Genomic DNA, 26,300 nt, shown 5'->3' with positions numbered 1-26,300 from the left:
ATCATGAATATCCTCCCTTTGATGACGAATGCGTATGTCTATACAGAACGAAATGCCTGGTTACAAGGATTTAAACCAGTTACTGAACCAGCAGGGAGTCGGTCTGACCCCTGCCGAAATGCACGGTCTGATCAGCGGCATACTGTGCGGCGGAAACAGCGACAGCTCATGGCAGCCGCTGATCCACGACCTCACCAACGAAGGGCTGGCGTTTGGCCACGAACTGGCGGAAGCGCTGCGTAAAATGCACGCCGCAACCAGCGATTCCCTGGAAGACGATGGCTTTCTTTTTCAGCTTTATCTGCCTGAAGGCGACGATGTCAGCGTCTTCGATCGCGCTGATGCGCTCGCGGGTTGGGTAAACCACTATCTTCTTGGCCTGGGCGTAACCCAGCCTAAACTGGATAAAGTGACCGGCGAAGCGGGTGAAGCGATCGACGATCTGCGCAACATCGCCCAGCTCGGCTACGATGAAGACGAAGACCAGGAGGAGCTGGAGATGTCTCTCGAAGAGATTATCGAGTACGTACGCGTGGCGTCTCTGCTGTGCCACGACAACTTTACGCGCTCGCAGCCGACCGCGCCGGAAGTTCGCAAGCCAACATTACACTAAGAAAAATAACGCACAGGAGGGTGTCATGGTTATCTCCAGTCAAGAGTATTCTCGCCGTCGTCAGGCGCTGCTGGCAAAAATGCAGCCGGGAAGCGCTGCCCTGATTTTCGCCGCGCCGGAAGTGACGCGCAGCGCCGACAGCGAATACCCCTATCGCCAGAGCAGTGATTTCTGGTACTTCACCGGGTTTAACGAGCCGGAAGCGGTACTGGTGCTGATTAAAAGCAATGACACCCACAACCACAGCGTGATTTTTAACCGCGTGCGCGATCTGACCGCGGAAATCTGGTTTGGCCGCCGCTTAGGACAGGAGGCGGCGCCAGAAAAACTGGGCGTGGACCGCGCGCTGGCCTACAGCGAAATCAACCAGCAGCTCTACCAACTGCTGAACGGTCTGGACGTGCTCTATCACGCCCAGGGCGAATACGCGTATGCGGATGACATTGTTTTCACCGCGCTGGATAAGCTGCGTAAAGGCTCACGTCAGAATTTGTCTGCACCCGCCACCCTGACGGACTGGCGACCGATGGTGCATGAGATGCGCCTGTTCAAGTCTGAAGAAGAGCTGAACGTGATGCGCCGCGCGGGCGAAATCAGCGCCCTGGCGCATACCCGCGCCATGGAAAAGTGCCGTCCCGGTATGTTCGAGTACCAGCTTGAAGGCGAAATTCACCATGAATTTAACCGTCACGGCGCGCGCTTCCCGTCCTATAACACCATCGTAGGCGGCGGGGAAAATGGCTGCATTCTGCACTACACCGAAAACGAAAGTGAACTGCGCGACGGCGATCTGGTGCTGATTGACGCCGGCTGTGAATATCAGGGTTACGCGGGCGACATCACCCGTACCTTCCCGGTGAACGGTAAATTCACCTCCGCGCAGCGTGAAATCTATGACATCGTGCTTGAGTCTCTGGAGACCGCGCTGACGCTGTTCCGTCCTGGCACCTCCATCCAGGAGGTTACGGGCGAGGTGGTGCGCATCATGATTACCGGGCTGGTGAAGCTCGGCATTCTGAAAGGCGATGTGGACACCCTTATAACCGAAAACGCCCATCGTCCGTACTTTATGCACGGCCTGAGCCACTGGCTGGGGCTGGATGTGCATGACGTCGGGGCATACGGTCCGGAACGTTCGCGCGTGCTGGAGCCTGGCATGGTGCTGACCGTTGAGCCGGGGCTGTACATCGCGCCGGATGCCGACGTGCCGGAACAGTACCGCGGGATCGGCATTCGTATTGAAGATGATATCGTCATCACCGAAACCGGTAACGAAAACCTGACCGCGACCGTGGTGAAAAAAGCTGACGACATCGAGGCGCTGATGGCGGCGGCACGCGGATGAGCGTAATCATCGTTGGCGGAGGCATGACCGGCGCTACTCTGGCGCTGGCTATTTCGCAGTTAACCCAGGGCCAGCTTCCGGTGCATCTCGTCGAGGCGGTCGCGCCGCAGGCGGCCGATCATCCCGGTTTCGACGCCCGCGCTATCGCGCTGGCGCAGGGAACCTGTCAGCAGCTTGCGCGTATTGGGATCTGGCAGGCGATAGCGGATTGCGCAACGGCGATCGGCACCGTTCACGTCAGCGATCGCGGGCATGCCGGGTTTGTGACGCTGGATGCCCACGATTACCGGATCGAGGCGCTGGGGCAGGTTGTCGAGCTGCATAACGTAGGGCTGCGGCTGTTCCGTCTGTTACAGGACGCGCCTGGCGTCACGCTGCACTGTCCGGCGCGCGTCGCCAGCTTTAGCCGTCGTGACGAGGCCGTCAGCGTGACGCTGGACAACGGCACCACGCTGGAGGGGCAACTGCTGGTGGCGGCAGATGGTTCACGCTCCGCGATCGCCACGCAGTGCGGCGTCGAATGGCGCTCTGAACCCTATGGGCAGGCGGCGGTCATCGCTAACGTCTCTACGGCTGGCGCGCATAACGGCAGGGCATTTGAGCGCTTCACGGAGCACGGCCCGCTGGCCATGCTGCCGATGTCGAACGGGCGCTGCTCGCTGGTATGGTGCCATGCGCAGGATCGGGCCGATGAGGTTCTCTCCTGGTCCGACGAACGTTTTTGTTCCGAGCTGCAAAAAGCCTTCGGCTGGCGGCTTGGGCGCATCACCCATGCCGGAAAACGCGTGGCCTATCCGCTCGCGCTGACGACCGCATCGCAGACTGTCTCCCATCGCGTCGCCCTGGTCGGCAACGCCGCGCAGACGCTGCACCCCATCGCCGGGCAAGGCTTCAACCTTGGCCTCCGTGACGTGATAAGCCTGGCAGAGCTACTGGCCCGGACGTGGAGCGAACAACAGGATTGTGGCGCATACTCGGTGCTGAGCCATTACCAGAAACGACGCCAGGCGGACAAAGCGGCGACCATTGGCGTCACCGACGGTTTAGTCCACCTGTTTGCCAATCGCTGGGCACCGCTGGTTGCGGGTCGCAACCTTGGGCTGATGGCGATGGAACTGTTCATTCCGGCACGTGACGTGCTGGCGCAGCGGACCCTGGGTTGGGTCGCGCGTTAAGGAGTATTGACCGTGCAAAATGTTGATGTCGCCATTGTGGGTGGCGGAATGGTAGGACTGGCGCTGGCCTGTGGTTTACAGGGCAGCGGCCTGCGCGTGGCCGTGCTTGAGCAAAAAGCGCCGCAGCCTGTGGCGCAGGATGCACCGCCGGAGCTGCGCGTCTCGGCGATCAATGCCGCCAGCGAAAAGCTACTGACGCACCTTGGCGTCTGGTCTGAAATCGTGGCGCTGCGTGCCAGCTGTTACCATGGCATGGAAGTGTGGGACAAAGACAGCTTCGGCCGTATCGCGTTTGACGATGAAAGCATGGGCTACAGCCACCTTGGACACATCGTTGAAAACGCGGTGATCCACCACGCGCTGTGGCAGAAAGCGCAGCAGTGCAGCGACGTCACGCTGATCGCACCGGCGAAACTTCAGCAGGTGGCGTGGGGCGAAAACGACGCGTTTATCACTCTTGAAAGTGGCGACATGCTGACCGCGCGTCTGGTGGTGGGTGCCGACGGCGCCAATTCCTGGCTGCGTAACAAAGCGGATATTCCGCTGACCTTCTGGGATTACCGCCATCACGCGTTGGTGGCCACAATCCGCACCGAAGAGCCGCACGGCGGCGTGGCGCGCCAGATTTTCCATAATGACGGCATTCTGGCCTTCCTGCCGCTTGCCGATCCGCATCTCTGCTCCATCGTCTGGTCTTTAGAGCCGGAGAAAGCGCAGCAGATGCAGGAGGCGACGCCGGATGCCTTCAGTCAGGCGCTATGCGTGGCGTTTGATAACCGTCTGGGCCTGTGCACGCTTGAAAGCGAACGCCAGACGTTTCCGTTAACCGGTCGCTACGCGCGTCAGTTTGCCGCGCACCGTCTGGCGCTGGTGGGGGATGCGGCGCATACCATTCATCCGCTGGCCGGGCAGGGGGTGAACCTCGGCTTTATGGACGCGGCTGAGCTGGTTGAAGAGCTGCGTCGCCTGCATCGGGAAGGCAAAGATATTGGTCAGCATCTGTATCTGCGTCGCTACGAGCGCAGCCGCAAACACAGTGCGGCGATGATGCTGGCGGGAATGCAGGGCTTCCGCGAGCTGTTTGCCGGAGCGAATCCGGCGAAAAAACTGCTGCGCGATATTGGCCTCAAGCTGGCCGACACCCTTCCCGGCGTAAAACCGCAGCTTCTTCGTCAGGCAATGGGCCTCAACGATCTTCCCGACTGGTTACGTTAATCTCGATCCCCGTCACACTTTATTTTCCCGGCCTCCGCGCCGGGGAAATTTCCTCGTTTGAAATAATCTAATTTCACGTCATTTTTCGCATTAGAAAATCTAATCTAACTATTTTTATGTTACGGAAATTCGGCCCGTTTTTCCGCATGAAATATCACCATCTGCTAAATTCTGTTAGATCATTGTTAATTTTATGCGGGTTTAATCGCATTTTCCCAGTGAATAACTCTGTAGGCTTTTCAGCGATTTTTGGTCATAAGCTAATGTGATGACCCGTTTTACCTTATGGTTAACCGCCGGTTTCGGTGGTAAGTTCAGGTAAAAGAGAACGTTTGCGTCGGCCCCCGATCGCGAGGCCGACACCGGGTTTCACGGTGAATTTTTCAACGAGGAAAAGATGGCTCAACAGACTCCTTTGTACGAACAGCACGTGTTGTGCGGCGCCCGCATGGTGGACTTCCACGGCTGGATGATGCCGCTGCACTACGGCTCGCAGATTGATGAGCACCACGCGGTGCGCACCGATGCCGGTATGTTCGACGTGTCTCATATGACGATTGTCGACCTGCGCGGTAGCCGCACCCGGGAGTTTTTGCGTTATCTGCTGGCAAATGACGTCGCCAAACTGAAGACGCCGGGCAAAGCGCTCTATACCGGCATGCTCAATGCCTCTGGCGGCGTGATTGACGACCTCATCGTCTACTACTTCACCGAAGATTTCTTCCGCCTCGTTGTAAACTCCGCCACCCGCGAAAAAGACCTCTCCTGGATTTCCCAACACGCTGAACCTTACGCCATAGACATCACCGTTCGTGACGATCTGTCGCTGATTGCGGTGCAGGGGCCAAACGCCCAGGCGAAAGCCGCGTCTCTGTTCAGCGACGAGCAGCGCAAAGCCACCGAAGGCATGAAGCCATTCTTCGGCGTGCAGGCGGGGGATCTGTTTATCGCCACCACCGGCTACACCGGTGAAGCGGGCTACGAAATTGCCATGCCAAACGAGAAGGCCGCTAATTTCTGGCGTGCGCTGGTGGAGGCGGGCGTGAAGCCTGCGGGGCTGGGCGCGCGCGATACGCTGCGTCTGGAAGCGGGGATGAACCTCTACGGTCAGGAGATGGACGAAGGCGTCTCTCCGCTGGCGGCCAACATGGGCTGGACCATTGCGTGGGAACCGGCTGACCGTGATTTTATTGGTCGTGAAGCGCTGGAGATGCAGCGCGAGAAGGGCACTGAACAGCTGGTAGGCCTGGTGATGAAAGAAAAAGGCGTTCTGCGCGGCGAGCTGCCTGTACGCTTCACCGATGCCGATGGCAATCATCGCGAAGGCGTGATCACCAGCGGAACGTTCTCCCCGACGCTCGGCTACAGTATTGCCCTGGCACGCGTGCCGGCGGGGATTGGCGAAACGGCGGTGGTGCAGATCCGCAACCGCGAAATGCCGGTCAACGTGACCAAACCGATTTTTGTTCGCGCCGGTAAGCCGGTCGCCTAACTATTTTTATCAGGAGAACTTCAATGAGCAATGTGCCAGCAGAACTGAAATACAGCAAAGAACACGAGTGGCTGCGCAAAGAGGCGGACGGCACTTACACCGTTGGGATCACCGAGCACGCGCAGGAGCTGCTGGGCGACATGGTGTTTGTTGATCTGCCGGAAGTGGGCGCAACCGTGAGCGCAGGCGACGACTGTGCGGTAGCGGAATCCGTTAAAGCGGCCTCTGACATCTACGCCCCGGTGAGCGGTGAAATTGTTGCCGTGAACGACGCGCTGAGCGACTCCCCGGAGCTGGTCAACAGCGAACCGTATGAAGGCGGCTGGATCTTCAAGATCAAAGCCAGCGACGAAGCGCAGGTTGCCGCGCTGCTGGATGCGACCGCGTACGAAGCACTGTTAGAAGACGAGTAATCAGTAATCCCCCTCTCCCTTTGGGAGAGGGCAGGGGTGAGGGTGCCAATCTTCCCCTCACCCTAACCCTCTCCCAAAGGGAGAGGGAACTTAAATTCACTGCACGTTTCAGGAACCATCGCTCATGACACAGACTTTAAGCCAGCTTGAAAACCGTGGCGCTTTCATTGAACGTCACATTGGGCCGGATGCTCAGCAACAGCAGGAGATGCTGAAGACAGTTGGCGCGGATTCATTAAACGCACTGATCGGCCAGATCGTGCCAAAAGACATCCAGCTTGCTACGCCGCCGCAGGTAGGCGAGTCCACGACGGAGTTCGCCGCGCTGGCGGAGCTGAAGGCCATCGCCGGCCTTAACAAGCGCTATAAGTCTTACATTGGCATGGGCTACACCAACGTGCAGTTACCGCCGGTGATCCTGCGTAATATGCTGGAAAATCCGGGCTGGTACACCGCTTACACCCCGTATCAGCCAGAAGTCTCCCAGGGCCGTCTGGAAGCGCTGCTGAACTTCCAGCAGGTGACGCTGGATCTGACCGGTATGGATATCGCCTCTGCCTCGCTGCTGGATGAAGCGACCGCCGCCGCCGAAGCGATGGCGATGGCGAAGCGCGTGAGCAAGCTGAAAAACGCCAACCGCTTCTTCGTGGCGGCGGACGTGCATCCCCAGACGCTGGACGTGGTGCGCACCCGTGCGGAAACCTTCGGCTTTGAGGTGATTGTCGACGACGCTGAAAAAGTGCTGGATCACCAGGACGTCTTCGGCGTGCTGTTGCAGCAGGTGGGCACCACCGGGGAAGTGCACGACTACGGCGCACTGATCGCCGAGCTGAAATCCCGTAAGGTTATTGTTAGCGTCGCCGCTGATTTTATGGCGCTGGTGCTGCTGACCGCGCCAGGTAAACAGGGCGCGGATATTGTCTTCGGCTCAGCTCAGCGTTTCGGCGTGCCGATGGGCTACGGCGGCCCGCACGCGGCGTTCTTTGGCGCGAAAGATGAATTTAAACGTTCCATGCCAGGCCGTATTATCGGCGTATCGAAAGATGCCGCCGGTAACACCGCGCTGCGCATGGCGATGCAGACCCGCGAGCAGCATATCCGCCGCGAGAAAGCGAACTCCAACATCTGTACCTCGCAGGTGCTGCTGGCTAACATTGCCAGCCTGTACGCGGTGTTCCACGGTCCGGCTGGCCTGAAACGTATTGCCAGCCGCATCCACCGTCTGGCCGATATCCTGGCCTGCGGTCTGCAACAGAAAGGTCTCAGGCTGCGTCATGAGCACTACTTCGACACCCTGTGCGTCGAGGTGGCAGACAAAGCGGCCGTGCTGGCGCGCGCCGAGGCAGCGCAAATCAACCTGCGCAGCGACATTCACAATGCGGTCGGCATTACGCTGGACGAAAGCACCACCCGTGACGATATCCTGACCCTGTTCAACGTATTGCTGGGTGACGCACACGGTCTGAACGTTGATACGCTCGACAAAGAGGTTGCGCTCGACAGCCGCTCCATTCAGGAAAGCATGCTGCGCGACGACGCGATCCTGACTCACCCGGTGTTCAACCGCTATCACAGCGAAACTGAGATGATGCGTTACATGCACTCTCTGGAACGTAAAGATCTGGCGCTGAACCAGGCGATGATCCCGCTGGGCTCCTGCACCATGAAGCTGAACGCCGCGGCTGAGATGATCCCAATTACCTGGCCTGAATTCTCTGAGCTGCACCCGTTCTGCCCGGCTGAGCAGGCGGAAGGTTATCACATGATGATCAACCAGCTCTCCGACTGGCTGGTGAAGCTGACCGGGTACGACGCGCTCTGCATGCAGCCGAACTCCGGTGCGCAGGGTGAATACGCTGGTCTGCTGGCGATCCGTCACTATCACGAAAGCCGCAATGAAGGCCACCGTGATATCTGCCTGATCCCAAGCTCTGCCCACGGTACCAACCCGGCTTCTGCCCAGATGGCAGGAATGGAAGTGGTGGTTGTGGCGTGCGACAAAAACGGCAACATCGATCTGGCCGACCTGCGCGCCAAAGCCGAGCAGGCGGGCGACAAACTCTCCTGCATCATGGTGACCTACCCGTCCACCCACGGCGTGTACGAAGAAACTATCCGTGAAGTGTGTGAAGTGGTGCATAAGTTCGGCGGCCAGGTTTACCTCGACGGCGCAAACATGAACGCCCAGGTGGGCATCACCTCTCCGGGCTTTATTGGCGCGGATGTGTCGCACCTGAACCTGCATAAAACGTTCTGCATTCCGCACGGCGGTGGCGGCCCGGGCATGGGCCCAATCGGCGTGAAGGCGCACCTGGCACCGTTTGTGCCGGGCCACAGCGTGGTGCAGATTGAAGGCATGCTGACCCGTCAGGGCGCGGTCTCCGCGGCACCGTTCGGCAGCGCCTCTATCCTGCCAATCAGCTGGATGTACATCCGCATGATGGGCGCGGAAGGGCTGAAGCAGGCCAGCCAGGTGGCGATCCTCAACGCCAACTACATCGCAACGCGTCTGAAGGACGCCTATCCGGTGCTCTATACCGGCCGCGACGGTCGCGTGGCGCACGAATGCATCCTCGATATTCGTCCTCTGAAAGAAGAGACGGGCATCAGCGAGCTGGATATTGCCAAGCGCCTGATCGACTACGGCTTCCACGCGCCAACCATGTCCTTCCCGGTTGCGGGAACGCTGATGGTTGAGCCGACCGAATCTGAAAGCAAGGTGGAACTGGATCGCTTTATCGACGCCATGCTGGCGATCCGCAGCGAAATCGACCGCGTGAAAGGCGGCGAGTGGACGCTGGAAGATAACCCGCTGGTGAACGCGCCGCATACCCAGAACGAACTGGTGGCAGAGTGGAACCACGGTTATACCCGCGAGCTGGCTGTCTTCCCGGCAGGTGTGGCAAACAAATACTGGCCAACCGTGAAACGTCTTGATGATGTTTACGGCGACCGTAACCTGTTCTGCTCCTGCGTGCCGATGAGCGAATACCAGTAACGTTGTTCCTGTAGTAACGTAGGCCGGGTAAGGCGAAGCCGCTACCCGGCTTTTTTATTGGGAGAAAAGAATGGCAATTGCACTGGTCACCGGCGCCAGCCGGGGTATTGGTAAAGCCACCGCGCTACAGCTGGCAAGCGAAGGCTACACCGTTGCGGTGAATTTTCATCACAACATCAAAGCCGCGACGGACGTCATTAATCAGATCGTGGACGCGGGCGGTAAAGCCTTTGCCGTACGCGCGGACATCAGCGATGAAGCGCAGGTGATGGCGATGTTCGACAGCATCGATCGCGAAGGTGAGCCGCTCGCCGCGCTGGTGAACAACGCCGGGATTTTGTTTGAACAATCCACCATCGAAAACCTCTCCGCTGAACGTATTAACCGCGTGCTGGCTACCAACGTCACCGGCTATTTTCTCTGCTGCCGTGAAGCGGTTAAGCGCATGTCGCATAAACACGGCGGCAAGGGCGGCGCGATTGTGAATGTCTCCTCGGCGGCATCACGGCTGGGCGCGCCGGGGGAATATGTGGATTATGCCGCCTCAAAAGGGGCGGTGGATTCCCTGACCACCGGCCTCGCGCTGGAGGTGGCGGCGCAGGGCATTCGCGTTAACGGCGTGCGGCCAGGCCTGATTTATACCGATATTCACGCCTCCGGCGGCGAGCCGGGGCGTGTGGATCGGGTGAAGTCGATGTTACCGATGCAGCGTGGCGGTCAGCCGGAGGAGGTCGCCCAGGCCATTGTCTGGCTGCTGAGCGACAAAGCCTCCTATGTCACCGGTAGCTTCCTGGAGCTGGCTGGCGGGAAGTAACGCTACGACGCCAGCCACAGCCGCAGGCGCATTCCCCAGCCGCTGGTCCAGCCGGTGGTGATCGACTTCACCTCACCGTGAGAGATCACCACCAGCGTTGGCGTAACCTTAACGTCCCACTCACGCGCCAGTTCTCCGCTGGCGTCGTTGACCGTGGGCATCGTCGCCTTCTTCTTCCTCATCCAGGTTTCGAGCGTCGCGTTATCGCCCGAGCGCAGCGCAACCGACATCACGTTACCCCCGTCCGCGGCAAGCGCCGCCACCGACGGCGTGGTGTAGCGGCAGACGCCGCACCATGTCGCCCAGACGTAGACCAGCAGCGGTCGCTCCTTACTCATGGCGATAAGATCGACGGGCTGGCCGTCGAGGGTGTGCAGTGCCGTCGCGGAGAAATTCTGCGGCAGCGCGGGCTGGCGGAAATAGTCCACCGCCAGGCTCACGGCTACGCCAATCAGCAGCCATACGCCCAGCTCGCGCAGCAGGCGCGGAAGCTTACTTGCCACGGGCGTTTGCCAGCTGTTCTTTGACCAGCCCCTCCAGGTCGTCATACGGAATTGCGCCCGCCACCATCTGGTCGCCGATAATGGTCGCCGGGGTACCCTGAATATTCAGCACCTGCGCCAGGATGAGGTTCATCTTTAGGCTGTCCATGGTTTTATCATCCTTTTTAATGCTGTCCGTTCCGGTCTTTACCTTCGCGGCGGCGATGCTGGCGTCATCGTGATAGCCCTTTTTCATCATCAGCCGCTGGTGGAGCGCCCAGAATTTATCCGGCGCCTGCTGCCACGTTGAGAGTGCCGCTTTCGCGGCATTTACCGAGCTTTGTCCCTTGAACGGCAGCAGTTTGACGATGAGCTGCACGTCGGGATTTTCCTGCACGATTTTCTCAAGCATTGGGTCGAACTGCTTGCAATACGGGCAGTTGTAGTCAGTGAAGGAGACGATGGTCAGCTTCGGCGATGTCGCGCCGGTTCGCGGGCTGTTGGGGTCGTTAAACAGCAGTTTTGCCAGCTGGTCGCTGGAAGCGTCATCAGAAGGTGCGGCGAAACCGAACGTTGATAACGACAGCAGAAGTAAGGCAACGAAGGCTCTCATGTTATTTTCCTTTTGCATCGGACAGGGTGCTCAGCACCGCTTCGCGGCTTAACAACGCAGGCAGCACGTGGCCCTGCGGTAATCCCGGTCCGTAGATCTGGTTAAACGGCACGGCGGCGCTGCCGCGCGTGGTTAAGAACTGGCTGATGGTATCTGAGGGGCGGCTCCAGTCGCCGCGCAGGGCGACAACGTCCGGGGCGGAGAGCGCATCCTGCACGTCGTCGCGCAGCAGCACGTTGTATTTATTGGCTTTACAGGTCACGCATCAGTCGGCGGTCACGTCGACGAACACCCGTTTGTTCTCCGCCAGCGCGCGGGCAATGGCCTGCTCGCTGAGCGGCTGCCAGTGAATACGATCGCGGCGGGAACCCTCGCCGCCGGAACCGGATACAAACGCGACCGCCCCGGCCACCACTACAGCTAATACCCCGGCGCGCAGTGCCGTTTGCCAGCGGTAGCGCCAGGCGGTGACCAGCAGCAGCGTAAGGATCAGGAACACGCCCAGCGTGATGACGGGCAGGCTGCCAATGTGCACCGTCAGCAGGCTCAGCAGCCACAGCGATGAGCCGAGCATCATCATCCCCAGCACTACGCGTACGACGTTCATCCAGCGTCCCGGACGCGGCAACCGCTGGGCCAGCCCCGGCCAGGCCGCCACCAGCAGCCACGGCAGGCTCATGCCGATACCCATCGCCAGGAAGATCCCCCACAGCAGGGGAAGCGGCGCCGCCAGCGCGACCGAGACCGCCGTACCCAGGAACGGCGCGGTGCAGGGCGTCGCCAGCAGCGTGGCAAACGCGCCTTGCCAGAAATGACCCGCAAGCCCGTTGCCGCCGCGCGTGGCGAGGAAGGTGCTGGCGCCGGAAGGGAGACGGATTTCAAACAACCCCAGCAGGCTGGCGCTGAAAAGCACCATCACCAGCGCCATCGCGCCAATAAACCACGGATTCTGGAACTGGATCCCCCAGCCGAGCGCCTGATTGCCTAAGCGTAAAACCGTCATCATCAGCGCCAGCGCGAGGAACGAGATCACGATCCCGGCTACCGACGCAAGAAACTGTCGGCGTACCTGACTCCGCGCCTGCCGTTCGGTTTGCATCAGCGTGCCTAGCTTCATGGCCAGCACGGGCAGTACGCAGGGCATGACGTTAAGGATCAGACCGCCCGCCAGCGCCATCAGCAGCACCCAGCCTAACGAGAGCGTCGGCGCGGCGTTCCCCGGCTGAATGCTCAGGCTGGACTCCTGTGCCTGCCCGCTATCGGCCAGAACCAGCGACAGGGTTTTGCCGCTGAGGTTGGGCGCGGCCTCGCCCCAGCTGTCCGTCACGGGCACGGTGGCGACCAGCGAGTCACCGCGCACGGTGAGGGCCGGTTTGCCGAAATCAACATCATCCATACCGTCGATAAACAGGGACGGCGCCTGCCAGCCTGCGTCACGCTGCGCCGTTACGGTCAGCTTGCCGGGGGCATAGGTGGCGTTAAGCGTTGAGGTCAACCCGCCGCTGAGCGGAAGGGTGCCCATGGCCCGACTGAAATCGTAATCAAAACCGGCGCCTGCGGATGCGGTCATGTTCAGCGAAAACGGGTAGTCGGTAAGAATACAGACGTTGCTACAGGTGGAGAGCGTCAGTACGCCGCTCAGGATCTTCGGGACGTCGCCCCGCAGAGTGATGGGAAAGCTGACATCGCCGTGGTAGCCCTGCGTGGTGATGCCCGCGACGTCGAAACGCTGCGGCACAGGCCAGCGCCAGATCGCCTCGACGGGCTGATGCCATTTAATCGCGGGGGCGACGCCGCCTTCGCCCGGCGAGCGCCAGTAGGTTTTCCAGCCTTTTTGCAGGGCGACGTCCAGCAGCAGGCGGGTTTCGCCAGTGCTTTCGGGTTGCGCACGCAGCCTGACGCTGGCGTGCTGATTATCGGCGGCGCGCAGCCAGCCGCTGTCGGCAGCCTGGCTGAGGGGCAGCCATAGCCAAAGCAGGCAGACCAGCAGTCGCCTGAATACAGTAAACATAAATTTTCTCCGTAAATGATGAATTAACCTGAAGTAACAGGCGAAGGCTCATTCACGGAAGACGCATAATCGCAGATGCACCCTTAACCGGGGCGGGGAGATAACGCGGGGAGGCCACTGCCGTTCGCGGCGCGGTGGACTGGCTGCCAGCAACGCCAGCAGCAGGGTGACGGCAATCAGGGCGCCTTCAAACAAAACAGGCGGGACCGACATCAGCGACTTAGCGCTAAGCTCACACGGGGTTACCGGTGCGTCGGCACTCTCCTGCCCCTGCTGGACAGACTGGCTCGTGGCGGTGACGTTCATGACAAGCGCGTGCATCCCGGCCATCCGCTGGGCGGTGCATATCAGCACCACCAGGCAGGCCAGGGCTACAAGCAGGATAGCGTTGCGTTGTCGCTTGATCATGTTCGCCTCAAATATTCAGGACGCCTATATTATCGGGCGAACATATTTTGGCAACGCAAAAGCTGTAAAGAAGTGTCTGGAAGATAAGCGGTTTGCCCTCTCCGCTTGCAGAGAGGGCGAGCCATTACAGCGTTTTGCCGTTGCTGGCAATGACGGTTTTATACCACTCAAAGCTCTTCTTACGGGAGCGGGACATGTCACCGGTACCGTCGTCGTGCTTGTTGACGTAGATAAAGCCGTAGCGCTTACTGTACTGGCCGGTGGTGAAGGAGACGCAGTCGATGCAGCCCCACGGTGTGTAGCCCATCAGATCCACGCCATCCCAGGTCACCGCCTTCATCATCTCTTCCACGTGGGCGCGCAGGTAGTCGATGCGATAGTCATCGTTGATGCTGCCGTCCTCTTCTACAGTGTCGTAGGCGCCGAAACCATTTTCCACGATAAACAGCGGCTTCTGATAACGTTCGTACAGTTCACACAGCGAATAGCGCAGGCCTACCGGATCAATCTGCCAGCCCCAGTCGGACGCCTTGACGTGTGGGTTCGGCACGCTGCCCTCGAAGCCGGAAATGGCGTCACCGGTACCGCCTTCCGCTTTGACCGCGTTGGTCATGTAGTAGCTGAAACCTAAGTAATCGCAGGTGCCTTCACGCAGGATCTGCTCGTCGCCCGCTTCCATTTTGATGGAGAAGCCACGGCGCTCCCACTCGTTCAGCACGTAAGACGGGTAGTAGCCGCGCAGCTGTACGTCGGTGAAGACGTAGCGCTCGCGCATGGATTCCTGAGCGAACATGACATCTTCTGGCTTGCAGGAGTATGGATAGAGCGCCACCATCGCCAGCATGCAGCCGACTTTCATTTCCGGGTTAATGCGGCGTGCGGCTTTCACCGCCAGCGCGCTGGCCACGAACTGGTGGTGCAGCACCTGGTACATGGTCTCTTCCGGGTTGTCGTGCTCGGTATAGACCACGCCAGAGCAGCAGTAGCCGAACAGCGGCGCACGCCAGTTGCGCTGGTTGTTGATTTCGTTGAAGGTCATCCAGTATTTGACCTTATTTTTGTAGCGCTCAAATACCACTTCCGAGAAGCGCACAAAGAAATCGACCACTTTACGGTTGGTCCATCCGCCATATTCCTGAACGAGGTGCAGCGGCATTTCAAAGTGGGAAAGGGTGATCACCGGCTCGATGTTGTACTTCAGCAGTTCATCGAACATGTCGTCGTAAAACTTCAGCCCCTCTTCGTTTGGCTGAGTTTCGTCGCCTTTCGGGAAGATGCGCGTCCAGGCGATGGAGGTACGGAAACATTTGAAGCCCATCTCGGCAAACAGCCTGATGTCTTCTTTGTAATGGCCGTAGAAGTCGACGGCTTCGTGGTTGGGGTAATATTTGCCTTCAATCACTTCCTGCGTGATTTCTCGCGGAACGCCGTGTGCGCCGCCGGTGAGCACGTCGCAGATGCTTGGCCCTTTGCCGCCTTTGTTCCAGCCGCCTTCAACCTGGTGCGCCGCTACCGCGCCGCCCCATAAAAAATCTTTCGGTAAGGTGAGTTTTTTCATCTTTGCTATTCTCAATTCAGGACTTATTGATTTCGAGTCTAGCAAAGCGGAATTAAATGTCACGATATAACATTTTGCGGAAATTGTAATTTGTCACATCAAAAAAACAGGATGTTTTATTCTGTTAATTTCTTCGCCAGTTTCCGGCCTAATGATTCCAGAATATAGATGACGGGAATTTGCGTGGTGATATCGTAAACGCCGCCAATGCGCGTTTGCGGTACGTGCCAGGAGAGGTTAAAGTCCGCCAGCTTTGCGAGACGTGAATGTTCGTGGCTGGTGACTGAGAGCACCTTGCAGTGGTGCAGGCTGAACTGGCTGGCGAAGCGCAGGATCTCCTCGGTCTCGCCGGAGACGGAGAGTACAATGGCCAGCGCATTTTTAGCCATGTCGTTAGTGACCGGGAAATAAGGATCGTCGATATGGTTACTGAATTTCCCGATATTTGAAAAGAAACGTGCGCCATATTTTGCCAGCGATCCGGAGGTGCCCGCACCGACAAAAATAATTCGTTCAGATGATAAAATAATATCGACCGCGTTATCTAATAGCGCATCAAACTCTTCGTTATTTACGCTTTTAAAGAAGCTGATGATTTCACTGGCACCAAAATTCGCCTGCTGCGGCTCGTTCTGCTCCAGATAGAGTTTAAAGCGCACCCGAAATTCCGAGTAACCATCGCAGTTGAGCTTGCGGCAGAAGCGCAGGATAGTGGTAGTGGAAACGCCCGCCGCATCCGCCAGCTCGCGGATGGTCATGTACATCACTTTATCGCGGTTCTTAATGACATAGTTGTAGACCATCATTTCCAGATTGTTGAGGCTGGCAATGGCGGAATGGCTGAACATACTCACAATGGCTAAACTCGCTGTCGGACACTATTCCTGAAGCATACCATGATGACGAAGGGCGGGAGACGGATTTATCTCCTTGATTACTTAGATGTTAATGAAATCATTTACACCTGTGCGGTGGATTGTTTTTACATTATGCTGATTTATAAGGATAAATCTTGAATGTGGATTTATTTTAGCTAACAGGTGTTCACTGGAATCATTCTCAGTTAGCATAGACTGGCGATGAATAATCATCTTTTGTTTTCCCGGAGTTAAGTATGGTGAGCAGACCATTAATCGCACAGGGATATTCGCTGGCTGAGGAAGTAGCCAACAGTATAAGCCACGGCATTGGTCTGGTTTTTGGGATTGTCGGCTTAGTGTTATTGCTGGTACAGGCAGTGGATACCAACGCCAGCGCGATGGCCATTACCAGCTACAGTCTGTATGGCGGGAGTATGATCCTGCTTTTCCTGGCCTCAACGCTGTATCACGCTATTCCGCATCAACGGGCGAAGATATGGCTCAAGAAATTTGACCACTGCGCTATCTATCTTCTTATTGCGGGTACCTATACGCCGTTTTTGCTGGTGGGGCTCAACTCACCGCTGTCGCGTGGCCTGATGATTGTGATCTGGAGCCTGGCGCTGCTGGGGATCCTGTTTAAGCTGACCATTGCGCACCGGTTTAAAGTGTTGTCGCTGGTTACCTATCTGACAATGGGCTGGCTGTCGCTGATTGTGGTGTATCAGTTAGCCATTAAGCTGGCGGTGGGGGGCGTGACGCTTCTGGCGGTGGGCGGGGTGGTCTACTCGCTGGGCGTTATTTTCTACGTCTGCAAGCGTATTCCGTACAACCATGCCATCTGGCACGGCTTTGTGCTGGGCGGCAGCGTGTGTCACTTCCTGGCAATTTATCTGTATGTTGGGCAGGTGTAGTTTTTTTGTAAGGTGCGGTCTGATGCCCTCACCCCGACCCTCTCCCACAGGGAGAGGGAGAATATCAACACCGTAGGCCCGGTAAGCGCAGCGCCACCGGGCGATACAGCATCAATCTTCCAGAGAATACGGCAGCGGCTCAATGCTGAGCGTGTTTGCATCATCCCGCACGCGGAACACGCTGTCGGGCTCCATATCATTATTCATGACAACCTGCACCAGCAGGCGGCCATCATCGAGCTGGACGGCGGCTAACACGGTGCCGGTACGGCGCCAGTTTTCGCCCATCTTCATCTCAAGATCTTCACCCGCTTCCGGCACACGGCTGGCGTGACCAGCCAGTGTCCACAGGGCGCGTTTGTTCGCGCCGCGGAATTTCGCACGCGCCACCATTTCCTGACCAGTGTAGCAGCCCTTCTTAAAGCTGATACCACCCAGCGCCTGGATGTTTGTCGCCTGCGGGATAAACTGCGCGCTGTTTGCCGCGTCAATCACCGGCAGGCCCGCTTCGATGTTCAGCGCCAGCCACTGCTGGCTGTTGTTGAGCTGTGCTTCACCGCGCAGGGCGTCAGTGACGCGTTCCGCCGTTGCTTCGTCGGTTACCAGCAGGAAGCGCTCCGCCGGGTGTTCGAACCACAGAATGGAGGTCGCTCCCTCGCTGACCAGCTGTTTTTTAGCATCCGGCAGCTCGGCAAACAGGTTTTTCAGCGCTGCACGCGCCTGGAAACCCGCGACCCCCAGCAGAACGTGTTCATCGTCCGGGGCGATGGTGACTTTAGAAAAGACCGCGTATTTTTTCAGCTCTTTAAGCTGGGCGTCACGCAGGCTGCGGCGCTCAATAAAGGCGAATCCGTCCTGACGGCGGAACAGACGCAGGTTGCTCCACATTTTGCCTTTTGGATCGCAATGCGCGGCCAGCAGATGCTGGTGCTCAGTCAACTGCGCCACGTCCGCCGTGACCTGGCCTTGCAGGTATTTTTCACTGTCCGCACCAGTCAGTGTCGCCAGTGCCCAGTCATCAAGAGTAATCAGCGTCAGCGGCAGACGCGCAGAGGCGGCGGGCTGGCGAGGAGAAAATGGTGTAAATGCCATAGTGATGTCCTGAATTGCTTAACGCTTTGATAATACCTAATGGTAAAAGAGACTGTATTCAATGCAAGCGCTTTCAGCAGGCCATTCGTGCCATTACGCGGTTATGCGTGGCGCTACGCAAAATAGTGTAATCCGCTGTCTTTATAAGGATTATTCAGGGAGCCTGCTCGAGGTTCGCAATATTCCAGTAAAGAAACGGTCAAAAACACGTTACACTAGCAGGTGTTCCCGGAGAGCAATAATGAATACCAAACGGGATACCGACTGTGCCAAACGTAATGCAGGAAACAGAACATGGATATTAACAACAAGGCCCGTATTCACTGGGCGTGCCGTCGCGGCATGCGTGAACTTGATATCTCCATCATGCCTTTCTTCGAGTATGAGTACGACAGCTTAAGCGATGACGATAAGCGCCTGTTTGTCCGTCTGCTTGAGTCTGACGATCCGGATTTATTCAACTGGCTGATGAATCACGGCAAGCCCGCCGACACCGAGTTGCAACGGATGGTGCAATTAATTCAAACACGGAATCAGGAACGTGGTCCTGTGGCAATCTGATCTTCGCGTCTCGTGGCGCTCACAGTGGATGTCCTTACTGCTCCACGGGCTGGTGGCGGCACTGGTGTTATTGGTGCCGTGGCCGCTTAGCTATACCCCTCTGTGGTTGCTATTGCTGTCGTTTGTGGTGTTTGACAGCGTGCGCAGCCAGCGTCGAATCAACGCCCGTCAGGGTGAAATTAAGCTGCTGATGGATTCTCGCCTGCGCTGGCAGGGAAAAGAGTGGGAGATGATGGGGACGCCGTGGATGCTTAATACCGGGATGATGCTACGGCTGCGTCGGGTCGAGGATAACCGTCGCCAGCACCTGTGGCTGGCCGCAGACAGTATGGATCCCGCGGAGTGGCGAGATCTGCGCCGGTTGATCGTGCAACAGCCGACGCAGGAGTAAATCAGCTGAATTGCTCGGCCATCTCACCCAGAATCTGCTCGCACCAGCTCTGGAGGCGCTCGTCGCTAAGATCGTACTGGTTGGTTTCATCCAGCGCGAGCCCGACAAACAGCTGACCGTCGGCAATAATCGGTTTTTGACTGGTGAACTCATAGCCTTCCGTAGGCCAGTAGCCGATAAAGGTCGCGCCCTTTGGCGCCAGTTTGTCGTGCAGCATGCCGAGTGCGTCAAGGAACCACTCCCCGTAGCCCAACTGGTCGCCCATGCCGTACATCGCAATGATTTTGCCTTCAAAATTGACTGAATCGAGCTGATCCCAGATGGCTTCCCAGTCTTCCTGAATCTCACCAAAGTCCCAGGTAGGGATACCCAGAATCAGCACATCGTACTGCTCCATCAAGGCAACCGCGTCATCTTTCAGGTTATGCAGCGTCACCAGTTCCGGGCCAATGATGTCACGAATTTTCTCCGCCGCCATTTCGGTGTAGCAGGTGCTGGAACCATAGAACAGACCAATATTCATCGCGTAACTATCTCAATTCTTGCTATGACTTTGCGCGTAGTGTACCAGAAACCGATGGCATTCAGGCATAATGGCCAGATTGCAGAACCAAAGGGGCTGATGTGGAAAAGGATCTCGCACTCATCGAACAGTTTCTCGACGCGCTGTGGCTGGAGAAAAACCTCGCTGAAAATACGCTCAGCGCCTATCGTCGGGATCTCACGCTGCTGGTCGAGTGGCTGGCACATCGTGGGCTGACGCTTGAAAGCGCGCAAAGCGATGACCTGCAAGGGTTACTGGCTGAGCGGATGGAAGGGGGGTACAAAGCCACCAGCTCTGCACGTCTGCTGAGCGCCATGCGCCGCCTGTTCCAGCACCTGTACCGCGAGAAGATCCGCGCGGATGATCCCAGCGCACTGCTGGCATCGCCTAAACTGCCTCAGCGGCTGCCAAAAGATCTCAGCGAAGCACAAGTTGAGAGATTATTACAGTCGCCCGCAGTTGACCTTCCGCTGGAGTTACGCGATAAAGCCATGCTTGAACTATTGTATGCCACGGGCTTGCGCGTTTCCGAGCTGGTGGGCCTGACGATGAGCGATATCAGCCTGCGTCAGGGCGTGGTGCGCGTTATCGGTAAAGGGAACAAAGAACGGCTGGTGCCGCTGGGTGAAGAGGCGGTCTACTGGCTGGAGACGTATCTGGAACACGGGCGTCCATGGCTGCTGAACGGCGTCTCCATAGATGTATTGTTCCCGAGCCAGCGCGCGCAGCAGATGACGCGACAAACGTTCTGGCATCGCATTAAACATTACGCCACACTGGCGGGTATTGACAGTGAGAAGCTGTCGCCGCACGTTTTGCGTCACGCCTTCGCGACGCATCTGTTAAACCACGGCGCTGATTTACGCGTGGTGCAGATGTTGCTTGGACACAGCGATCTTTCAACGACGCAAATATACACCCATGTCGCGACGGAACGCCTGCGGCAGCTACACCAACAGCACCACCCTCGCGCGTGAGTGCCGACGAATTGTTACAGGAACAAATATGAAAAAGTCTTTAGCGCTGTTCACCCTGCTGGCAGCTTCGGTTTCCGGTTTTGCCCATGCGGATGATGCCGCCATTAAACAGTCTCTGACGAAACTCGGCGTCGCCAGCAGCGAGATCCAGCCAGCGCCGGTGGCTGGCATGAAAACGGTGCTGACCAACAGCGGCGTGCTGTACGTGACCGAAGACGGCAAACACATCATTCAGGGGCCTATGTACGACGTGAGCGGCGCGCAGCCGGTGAACGTCACTAACCAGCTGCTGATGAAAAACCTGAACGCGCTCGAAAAAGAGATGATTGTCTACAAAGCGGCGCAGGAAAAGCACGTTATTACTGTCTTCACCGACATCACCTGCGGCTACTGCCACAAGCTGCATGAAGAGATGAAAGACTACAACGCGCTGGGCATTACCGTGCGTTACCTGGCTTTCCCACGTGCCGGCGTGCAGAGCCAGCCTGAGCAGGATATGAAAGCGATCTGGTGTGCGAAAGACCGCAACAAGGCCTTTGATGACGCGATGAACGGCAAAGGCGTGAAGCCCGCGTCCTGCGATATCGACATCGCTAACCACTACGCGCTGGGCGTACAGTTTGGCGTGAGCGGTACGCCAGCCATTGTGCTGAGTAACGGCTACGTGGTGCCGGGCTACCAGGGGCCAAAAGAGATGAAGGCGTTCCTCGACGAGCACCAGAAACAGATGGGTGGTAAATAATTCGCGTGAAAGCCCCGATAAAACTGCGCCGCCGCGATGCGGGTGAAACCGCGGATTTACCAGACACGCTTCCGCTGCTGTTAAAGCGGCTGTACGCCAGCCGTGGCGTGCGTACGGCAAGCGATCTTGAGCGCAGCGTCAAAGGCATGCTGCCCTGGCAAGCGCTGAGTGGCATCGAAAAAGCGACTGAAATGCTCTACGACGCGTTCCGGGAAGGCACGCGGATTGTCGTGGTGGGCGATTTCGATGCCGACGGCGCAACCAGTACCGCGTTGAGCGTGCTCAGCCTGCGTGCGCTGGGCTGCGATAACGTGACTTACCTGGTGCCGAACCGGTTTGAAGACGGCTACGGCCTCAGCCCGGAAGTGGTCGATCAGGCCCACGCCCGTGGCGCACAGATGATCATGACCGTGGATAACGGGATCTCCTCTCATGCGGGGGTCGATCATGCCCATGCGCTGGGGATCCCGGTACTGGTCACCGATCACCACCTGCCAGGCGAAACCCTGCCTGCCGCCGAAGCCATCATTAACCCGAACCTGCGCGACTGCGATTTCCCGTCGAAATCGCTGGCCGGAGTAGGGGTGGCATTTTATCTGATGCTGGCGTTACGCACGTTGCTGCGTGATAAGGGCTGGTTCGAATCGCGCGGGATTGCCGTGCCGAACCTCGCGGAGTATCTCGATCTGGTGGCGCTGGGAACCGTGGCGGACGTGGTGCCGCTCGATACCAATAACCGTATTCTCACCTGGCAGGGCTTAAGCCGCATTCGGGCAGGTAAATGCCGTCCGGGGATTAAGGCGCTGCTGGAAATTGCCAACCGCGATCCGCTGAAGCTTGCGGCAAGCGATTTAGGCTTTGCCCTCGGCCCGCGCCTGAACGCGGCGGGGCGGCTGGATGATATGTCGGTTGGCGTTGCGCTGCTGCTGTGCGACAACATCGGCGAAGCGCGCGTGCTGGCCAGTGAGCTGGACGCACTCAACCAGACCCGTAAAGAGATTGAGCAGGGGATGCAGGCCGAAGCGCTGACCCTGTGCGAAAAGCTGGAGCGCAGCGGCGATACCCTGCCGGGCGGGCTGGCGATGTATCACCCTGAATGGCACCAGGGCGTGGTGGGCATTCTGGCGTCGCGCATTAAAGAGCGTTTCCACCGCCCGGTGATAGCGTTCGCCCCCGCCGGGGACGGCACGCTGAAAGGCTCCGGTCGTTCCATTCAGGGTCTGCATATGCGCGATGCGCTGGAGCGTCTGGATACGCTGCATCCGAACCTGATGATTAAGTTCGGCGGTCACGCGATGGCGGCAGGCCTGTCGCTGGAAGAGGCGAAGTTCGACGAATTCCAGCGTCTGTTTGGCGAACTGGTCACCGAGTGGATCGATCCGGCTCTGTTGCAGGGTGAAGTGGTTTCTGACGGTGAGCTTTCACCGGCTGAAATGACCATGGAGGTGGCGCAGATGCTGCGCGATGCCGGCCCGTGGGGGCAGATGTTCCCGGAGCCGCTTTTCGACGGACGTTTTCGTTTGCTGCAACAGCGCATCGTGGGCGAACGCCATCTCAAAGTGATGGTGGAACCGGTCGGCGGCGGACCGCTGCTCGACGGCATCGCCTTTAACGTTGATACCTCCATCTGGCCGGACAACGGCGTGCGCGAGGTTGAGCTGGCCTATAAGCTGGATATTAACGAGTTCCGCGGTAACCGCTCCCTTCAGATCATCATCGACAATATCTGGCCAATTTAGCGTCAGTAATCTCTATAAAAAAGGGCGTGGATTCGGTACAATCCCGCTCTTATCACCGCATTTTGACAAGCTCATAAAAGAAAACAGACCATGTTTGAAATTAATCCGGTAAAAAACCGCATTCAGGACCTCACGGAGCGCTCTGACGTTCTTAGGGGGTATCTTTGACTACGATGCCAAGAAAGAGCGTCTCGAAGAAGTAAACGCCGAGCTGGAACAGCCGGACGTCTGGAACGAACCTGAGCGCGCTCAGGCGCTGGGTAAAGAGCGTTCCTCCCTCGAAGCCATCGTAGATACGCTGGATCAAATGGCGCAGGGTCTGGAAGATGTTTCTGGGCTGCTGGAGCTGGCTGTCGAAGCCGACGACGAAGAAACCTTTAACGAAGCCGTGGCAGAGCTCGACGTGCTGGAAGAGAAGCTGGCGCAGCTGGAATTCCGTCGCATGTTCTCCGGCGAATACGATAGCGCTGACTGCTATCTCGATATTCAGGCAGGTTCTGGCGGTACCGAAGCGCAGGACTGGGCGAGCATGCTGATGCGCATGTACCTGCGCTGGGCGGAAGCGCGCGGTTTCAAAACCGAGATTATCGAAGAGTCCGAAGGTGAAGTGGCGGGTATCAAATCCGTCACCATCAAGATTATTGGCGATTACGCTTACGGCTGGCTGCGTACCGAGACCGGCGTTCACCGCCTGGTGCGTAAGAGCCCGTTCGATTCCGGCGGCCGTCGTCACACCTCCTTCAGCTCCGCGTTTGTCTACCCGGAAGTCGATGAAGATATCGATATCGACATCAACCCGGCGGACCTGCGTATCGACGTTTACCGCGCATCCGGCGCGGGTGGTCAGCACGTTAACCGTACGGAATCTGCGGTGCGTATTACCCACATTCCAACCGGGCTGGTAACACAGTGCCAGAACGACCGTTCCCAGCATAAGAACAAAGACCAGGCCATGAAGCAGATGAAAGCGAAGCTTTATGAGCTGGAGATGCAGAAGAAAAATGCTGAGAAGCAGGCGATGGAAGACAACAAGTCCGATATCGGCTGGGGCAGCCAGATCCGTTCTTACGTCCTTGATGACTCCCGCATCAAAGACCTGCGTACCGGGGTTGAAACCCGCAACACGCAGGCGGTGCTGGACGGCAGCCTGGACCAATTTATCGAAGCAAGTTTGAAAGCAGGGTTATGAGGAACCAACATGTCTGAACAACAAGCACAGGGCGCTGACGCGGTAGTCGATCTTAACAACGAACTGAAAACCCGCCGCGAGAAGCTGGCAGCGCTGCGCGAGCAGGGCGTGCCGTTCCCGAACGATTTTCGTCGTGACCACACCTCAGACCAACTGCACGCAGACTTCGACGGTAAAGAGAACGAAGAGCTGGAAGCGCTGAACGTTGAAGTGTCCGTGGCGGGCCGCATGATGACCCGTCGTATCATGGGTAAAGCGTCCTTCGTGACCTTACAGGACGTTGGCGGCCGCATTCAGTTGTACGTCTCTCGTGACGACCTGCCGGAAGGCATCTACAACGAGCAGTTCAAAAAGTGGGACCTCGGCGATATCCTGGGCGCTAAAGGTAAACTGTTCAAAACCAAGACCGGTGAACTGTCTATCCACTGCACCGAACTGCGTCTGCTGACCAAAGCCCTGCGCCCGCTGCCGGACAAGTTCCACGGTTTGCAGGATCAGGAAGCGCGCTATCGTCAGCGTTACCTGGATCTCATCTCTAACGATGAATCCCGTAAGACCTTCAAAATTCGCTCCCAGATCATGGCCGGTATTCGCCAGTTCATGGTTAACCGCGACTTTATGGAAGTAGAAACCCCGATGATGCAGGTGATCCCAGGCGGTGCCTCTGCCCGTCCGTTCATCACCCATCACAACGCCCTGGACCTGGACATGTACCTGCGTATCGCGCCGGAACTGTACCTGAAGCGTCTGGTGGTCGGCGGTTTCGACCGTGTGTTTGAGATCAACCGTAACTTCCGTAACGAAGGTATCTCCGTACGTCATAACCCAGAGTTCACCATGATGGAACTCTATATGGCGTATGCGGATTACAAAGATCTGATCGAGCTGACTGAATCCTTGTTCCGCACCCTGGCGCAGGACATTCTGGGCACCACCCAGGTGCCTTACGGTGAAGAGGTGTTCGACTTCGGCAAGCCGTTCGAAAAACTGACCATGCGCGAAGCGATCAAGAAATACCGTCCGGAAACCAACATGGCGGATCTGGATAACTTCGACTCTGCGAAAGCGATCGCTGAAAGCATCGGTATTAAGGTTGAGAAGAGCTGGGGCCTGGGTCGTATCGTGACCGAGATCTTCGAAGAAGTGGCCGAAGCGCATCTGATTCAGCCGACCTTCATCACTGAATACCCGGCGGAGGTGTCTCCCCTGGCGCGTCGTAATGACGAGAACCCGGAAATCACTGACCGCTTCGAATTCTTCATCGGTGGCCGCGAAATCGGTAACGGCTTTAGCGAGCTGAACGATGCAGAAGATCAGGCGCAGCGCTTCCAGGATCAGGTTAACGCGAAAGCGGCAGGCGACGACGAAGCGATGTTCTTCGACGAAGACTACGTGACCGCGCTGGAGCATGGTCTGCCGCCGACGGCTGGCCTGGGTATTGGTATCGACCGTATGGTGATGCTGTTCACCAACAGCCACACCATCCGCGACGTGATCCTGTTCCCGGCGATGCGTCCGGTGAAATAAGCCGTTAAGACGTAAAAAAAGCCCCGTGCGTTTATCGCCGGGGCTTTTTTATTGCGCCGCGAAGGCGCTGAGTTTTTCACGCGCGGTGTTCGCTTCCTGCACCATCCACGGGCTAAATGCCCACGGTGTGGCGTCCAGCGCGCGGAATAGCGCGTCCAGCTCCACCCACTGATACTCCATCACTTCATCGTCATTGATTGCGAGGGTATTCGTTACGCGGGCGGCATAGACCGGGCAGATTTCGTTTTCAACGATCCCTGACGGGTCGGCTTCACGGTAGCGGAACTCCGGGGCAATGGGGGTGATGTCTGTGATTTCGGCGCCGACTTCAAAGCGGCAGCGGCGGATAATCGCCTGCTCTGTCGCTTCGTCGGCCTGTGGATGGCCGCAAACGGAGTTGGTCCATACGCCGGGCCAGGCTTTTTTACTTAATGCGCGCCGGGTGATCAGACATTCTCCATTAGCGTTAAACAGCCATGAAGAGAAGGCCAGGTGTAGCGGGGTGTCTGACGTGTGCGCGGCGTACTTCTCCTGAGTGCCAATCACCTTTCCCTGGTCATTTACCAAAATAACGTGTTCTTGAATACTCATTGATGCTCCAGTGCCAAAATGCTTAATGGTTCAGCA

24 protein-coding genes and 1 pseudogene are annotated in these 26,300 nt (G+C 57.7%); 16 read left to right on the top strand and 9 right to left on the bottom strand.

Features of this window, described 5'->3' with window-relative positions; all coding sequences use genetic code 11:
* Positions 1–34 precede the first annotated feature (34 nt).
* The 8 genes from ACQG1Y_RS19155 (at position 35) to ACQG1Y_RS19120 (ending at position 10,065) form a co-directional block, all read left to right on the top strand.
* Positions 35–613 (top strand): YecA family protein, encoded by a 579-nt coding sequence (locus ACQG1Y_RS19155; protein ID WP_003860099.1) that lies wholly within the window; start codon positions 35–37, stop codon positions 611–613.
* A 31-nt stretch (positions 614–644) separates the two neighbouring features.
* The gene (gene pepP / locus ACQG1Y_RS19150; protein ID WP_026080576.1) at positions 645–1,958 is read left to right on the top strand and encodes a Xaa-Pro aminopeptidase; all 1,314 of its coding nucleotides are present in this window, start codon (positions 645–647) and stop codon (positions 1,956–1,958) included.
* Positions 1,955–3,133, top strand: a complete 1,179-nt coding sequence (gene ubiH, locus ACQG1Y_RS19145; RefSeq protein ID WP_032669263.1) for a 2-octaprenyl-6-methoxyphenyl hydroxylase — start codon at positions 1,955–1,957, stop codon at positions 3,131–3,133. The genes pepP and ubiH overlap by 4 nt, the downstream gene beginning before the upstream one ends.
* Before the next feature lie 12 nt (positions 3,134–3,145).
* Positions 3,146–4,348, top strand: a complete 1,203-nt coding sequence (ubiI, locus tag ACQG1Y_RS19140) for an FAD-dependent 2-octaprenylphenol hydroxylase (RefSeq protein WP_047050791.1) — start codon at positions 3,146–3,148, stop codon at positions 4,346–4,348.
* 397 nt (positions 4,349–4,745) lie between these two features.
* Positions 4,746–5,840, top strand: coding sequence for a glycine cleavage system aminomethyltransferase GcvT (gene gcvT / locus ACQG1Y_RS19135; protein WP_058689567.1), 1,095 nt, complete (start codon positions 4,746–4,748; stop codon positions 5,838–5,840).
* Positions 5,841–5,863: 23 nt separating this feature from the next.
* Positions 5,864–6,253, top strand: a complete 390-nt coding sequence (gene gcvH, locus ACQG1Y_RS19130) for a glycine cleavage system protein GcvH (RefSeq protein ID WP_006811885.1) — start codon at positions 5,864–5,866, stop codon at positions 6,251–6,253.
* A 124-nt stretch (positions 6,254–6,377) separates the two neighbouring features.
* Positions 6,378–9,251, top strand: coding sequence for an aminomethyl-transferring glycine dehydrogenase (gene gcvP / locus ACQG1Y_RS19125; RefSeq protein WP_163278370.1), 2,874 nt, complete (start codon positions 6,378–6,380; stop codon positions 9,249–9,251).
* A gap of 70 nt (positions 9,252–9,321) precedes the next feature.
* Positions 9,322–10,065 (top strand): SDR family oxidoreductase, encoded by a 744-nt coding sequence (locus ACQG1Y_RS19120; RefSeq protein WP_015571798.1) that lies wholly within the window; start codon positions 9,322–9,324, stop codon positions 10,063–10,065.
* A gap of 2 nt (positions 10,066–10,067) precedes the next feature.
* On the opposite strand, the gene ACQG1Y_RS19115 is transcribed toward ACQG1Y_RS19120, so the two are convergent.
* From ACQG1Y_RS19115 to ACQG1Y_RS19090, 6 genes and pseudogenes are all read right to left on the bottom strand, one after another.
* Positions 10,068–10,568 carry a protein disulfide oxidoreductase gene (locus ACQG1Y_RS19115; RefSeq protein ID WP_017382895.1) on the bottom strand — a complete coding sequence of 167 codons (501 nt, stop codon included), beginning with the start codon at positions 10,566–10,568 and terminating at the stop codon, positions 10,068–10,070.
* Entirely contained in the window at positions 10,558–11,160 is a 603-nt protein-coding gene (locus tag ACQG1Y_RS19110; RefSeq protein WP_032669266.1) for a DsbA family protein, read from the bottom strand. The genes ACQG1Y_RS19115 and ACQG1Y_RS19110 overlap by 11 nt, the downstream gene beginning before the upstream one ends.
* Before the next feature lies 1 nt (position 11,161).
* Positions 11,162–13,171, bottom strand: a pseudogene (locus ACQG1Y_RS19105) (protein-disulfide reductase DsbD family protein).
* Positions 13,172–13,219: 48 nt separating this feature from the next.
* On the bottom strand, positions 13,220–13,579 hold the full coding sequence (locus ACQG1Y_RS19100) for a hypothetical protein (RefSeq protein WP_022649310.1): 360 nt from the start codon (positions 13,577–13,579) through the stop codon (positions 13,220–13,222).
* A 124-nt stretch (positions 13,580–13,703) separates the two neighbouring features.
* Entirely contained in the window at positions 13,704–15,137 is a 1,434-nt protein-coding gene (locus ACQG1Y_RS19095) for a 6-phospho-beta-glucosidase (RefSeq protein WP_426736961.1), read from the bottom strand.
* A 116-nt stretch (positions 15,138–15,253) separates the two neighbouring features.
* The gene (locus ACQG1Y_RS19090; RefSeq protein WP_015571796.1) at positions 15,254–15,985 is read right to left on the bottom strand and encodes a MurR/RpiR family transcriptional regulator; all 732 of its coding nucleotides are present in this window, start codon (positions 15,983–15,985) and stop codon (positions 15,254–15,256) included.
* Positions 15,986–16,251: 266 nt separating this feature from the next.
* Between ACQG1Y_RS19090 and trhA the strand changes: the two genes are divergently transcribed.
* Positions 16,252–16,911: a PAQR family membrane homeostasis protein TrhA gene (trhA, locus tag ACQG1Y_RS19085; RefSeq protein WP_003863433.1), complete on the top strand. Its 660-nt coding sequence runs from the start codon at positions 16,252–16,254 to the stop codon at positions 16,909–16,911.
* Positions 16,912–17,022: 111 nt separating this feature from the next.
* Here the strand turns inward: trhA and ygfZ are convergent, their stop codons facing one another.
* Positions 17,023–18,003, bottom strand: coding sequence for a tRNA-modifying protein YgfZ (ygfZ, locus tag ACQG1Y_RS19080; protein WP_017692714.1), 981 nt, complete (start codon positions 18,001–18,003; stop codon positions 17,023–17,025).
* 294 nt (positions 18,004–18,297) lie between these two features.
* On the opposite strand from ygfZ, the gene sdhE reads away from it, so the two are divergent.
* Together sdhE and ACQG1Y_RS19070 are read left to right on the top strand one after the other, a co-directional pair.
* Entirely contained in the window at positions 18,298–18,564 is a 267-nt protein-coding gene (gene sdhE, locus ACQG1Y_RS19075; RefSeq protein ID WP_003863437.1) for an FAD assembly factor SdhE, read from the top strand.
* Positions 18,545–18,955, top strand: a complete 411-nt coding sequence (locus tag ACQG1Y_RS19070) for a protein YgfX (RefSeq protein ID WP_017382887.1) — start codon at positions 18,545–18,547, stop codon at positions 18,953–18,955. Before sdhE ends, ACQG1Y_RS19070 begins: the two co-directional genes overlap by 20 nt.
* Position 18,956: 1 nt before the next feature.
* Here ACQG1Y_RS19070 and fldB read toward each other — a convergent pair whose 3' ends face one another.
* A complete protein-coding gene (gene fldB / locus ACQG1Y_RS19065) occupies positions 18,957–19,478 on the bottom strand; it encodes a flavodoxin FldB (RefSeq protein ID WP_015571793.1) in 522 nt (173 codons plus the stop codon).
* A gap of 101 nt (positions 19,479–19,579) precedes the next feature.
* On the opposite strand from fldB, the gene xerD reads away from it, so the two are divergent.
* From xerD to lysS, 5 genes are all read left to right on the top strand, one after another.
* Positions 19,580–20,476 (top strand): site-specific tyrosine recombinase XerD, encoded by an 897-nt coding sequence (gene xerD, locus ACQG1Y_RS19060; protein WP_003863442.1) that lies wholly within the window; start codon positions 19,580–19,582, stop codon positions 20,474–20,476.
* A gap of 28 nt (positions 20,477–20,504) precedes the next feature.
* Positions 20,505–21,218 carry a bifunctional protein-disulfide isomerase/oxidoreductase DsbC gene (gene dsbC / locus ACQG1Y_RS19055; protein WP_003863443.1) on the top strand — a complete coding sequence of 238 codons (714 nt, stop codon included), beginning with the start codon at positions 20,505–20,507 and terminating at the stop codon, positions 21,216–21,218.
* 5 nt (positions 21,219–21,223) lie between these two features.
* Positions 21,224–22,957 carry a single-stranded-DNA-specific exonuclease RecJ gene (gene recJ / locus ACQG1Y_RS19050; RefSeq protein WP_017382886.1) on the top strand — a complete coding sequence of 578 codons (1,734 nt, stop codon included), beginning with the start codon at positions 21,224–21,226 and terminating at the stop codon, positions 22,955–22,957.
* 90 nt (positions 22,958–23,047) lie between these two features.
* Positions 23,048–24,146 (top strand): peptide chain release factor 2 gene (gene prfB / locus ACQG1Y_RS19045; RefSeq protein WP_096147815.1). Its coding sequence is split into 2 segments (ribosomal slippage): positions 23,048–23,122 and positions 23,124–24,146, totalling 1,098 coding nucleotides; the frame shifts between segments, so codons are not numbered across the junction.
* A 9-nt stretch (positions 24,147–24,155) separates the two neighbouring features.
* Positions 24,156–25,673, top strand: coding sequence for a lysine--tRNA ligase (gene lysS, locus ACQG1Y_RS19040; protein ID WP_003863452.1), 1,518 nt, complete (start codon positions 24,156–24,158; stop codon positions 25,671–25,673).
* A gap of 48 nt (positions 25,674–25,721) precedes the next feature.
* Here the strand turns inward: lysS and idi are convergent, their stop codons facing one another.
* Positions 25,722–26,264, bottom strand: coding sequence for an isopentenyl-diphosphate Delta-isomerase (gene idi / locus ACQG1Y_RS19035; protein WP_141414624.1), 543 nt, complete (start codon positions 26,262–26,264; stop codon positions 25,722–25,724).
* Between the last annotated feature and the right edge of the window lie 36 nt (positions 26,265–26,300).

It is taken from the genome of Enterobacter cloacae complex sp. 397G4 (assembly GCF_050031515.1).
Classification (GTDB): domain Bacteria; phylum Pseudomonadota; class Gammaproteobacteria; order Enterobacterales; family Enterobacteriaceae; genus Enterobacter; species Enterobacter hormaechei_C.
Note: the sequence above shows the minus strand (reverse complement) of the source record. Positions and strands in the feature narration are given on the sequence as shown.

Excerpts from the sequence above, each read along its gene's own strand:
- ACQG1Y_RS19155 (WP_003860099.1), top strand. The coding sequence starts at position 35 with ATGTCTATACAGAACGAAATGCCTGGTTACAAGGATTTAAACCAGTTA.
- ubiH (WP_032669263.1), top strand. The coding sequence starts at position 1,955 with ATGAGCGTAATCATCGTTGGCGGAGGCATGACCGGCGCTACTCTGGCG.
- gcvT (WP_058689567.1), top strand. The coding sequence starts at position 4,746 with ATGGCTCAACAGACTCCTTTGTACGAACAGCACGTGTTGTGCGGCGCC.
- gcvH (WP_006811885.1), top strand. The coding sequence starts at position 5,864 with ATGAGCAATGTGCCAGCAGAACTGAAATACAGCAAAGAACACGAGTGG.
- gcvP (WP_163278370.1), top strand. The coding sequence starts at position 6,378 with ATGACACAGACTTTAAGCCAGCTTGAAAACCGTGGCGCTTTCATTGAA.
- ACQG1Y_RS19120 (WP_015571798.1), top strand. The coding sequence starts at position 9,322 with ATGGCAATTGCACTGGTCACCGGCGCCAGCCGGGGTATTGGTAAAGCC.
- ACQG1Y_RS19110 (WP_032669266.1), bottom strand. The coding sequence starts at position 11,160 with ATGAGAGCCTTCGTTGCCTTACTTCTGCTGTCGTTATCAACGTTCGGT.
- ACQG1Y_RS19100 (WP_022649310.1), bottom strand. The coding sequence starts at position 13,579 with ATGATCAAGCGACAACGCAACGCTATCCTGCTTGTAGCCCTGGCCTGC.
- ACQG1Y_RS19095 (WP_426736961.1), bottom strand. The coding sequence starts at position 15,137 with ATGAAAAAACTCACCTTACCGAAAGATTTTTTATGGGGCGGCGCGGTA.
- ACQG1Y_RS19090 (WP_015571796.1), bottom strand. The coding sequence starts at position 15,985 with ATGTTCAGCCATTCCGCCATTGCCAGCCTCAACAATCTGGAAATGATG.
- trhA (WP_003863433.1), top strand. The coding sequence starts at position 16,252 with ATGGTGAGCAGACCATTAATCGCACAGGGATATTCGCTGGCTGAGGAA.
- ygfZ (WP_017692714.1), bottom strand. The coding sequence starts at position 18,003 with ATGGCATTTACACCATTTTCTCCTCGCCAGCCCGCCGCCTCTGCGCGT.
- sdhE (WP_003863437.1), top strand. The coding sequence starts at position 18,298 with ATGGATATTAACAACAAGGCCCGTATTCACTGGGCGTGCCGTCGCGGC.
- fldB (WP_015571793.1), bottom strand. The coding sequence starts at position 19,478 with ATGAATATTGGTCTGTTCTATGGTTCCAGCACCTGCTACACCGAAATG.
- dsbC (WP_003863443.1), top strand. The coding sequence starts at position 20,505 with ATGAAAAAGTCTTTAGCGCTGTTCACCCTGCTGGCAGCTTCGGTTTCC.
- lysS (WP_003863452.1), top strand. The coding sequence starts at position 24,156 with ATGTCTGAACAACAAGCACAGGGCGCTGACGCGGTAGTCGATCTTAAC.
- idi (WP_141414624.1), bottom strand. The coding sequence starts at position 26,264 with ATGAGTATTCAAGAACACGTTATTTTGGTAAATGACCAGGGAAAGGTG.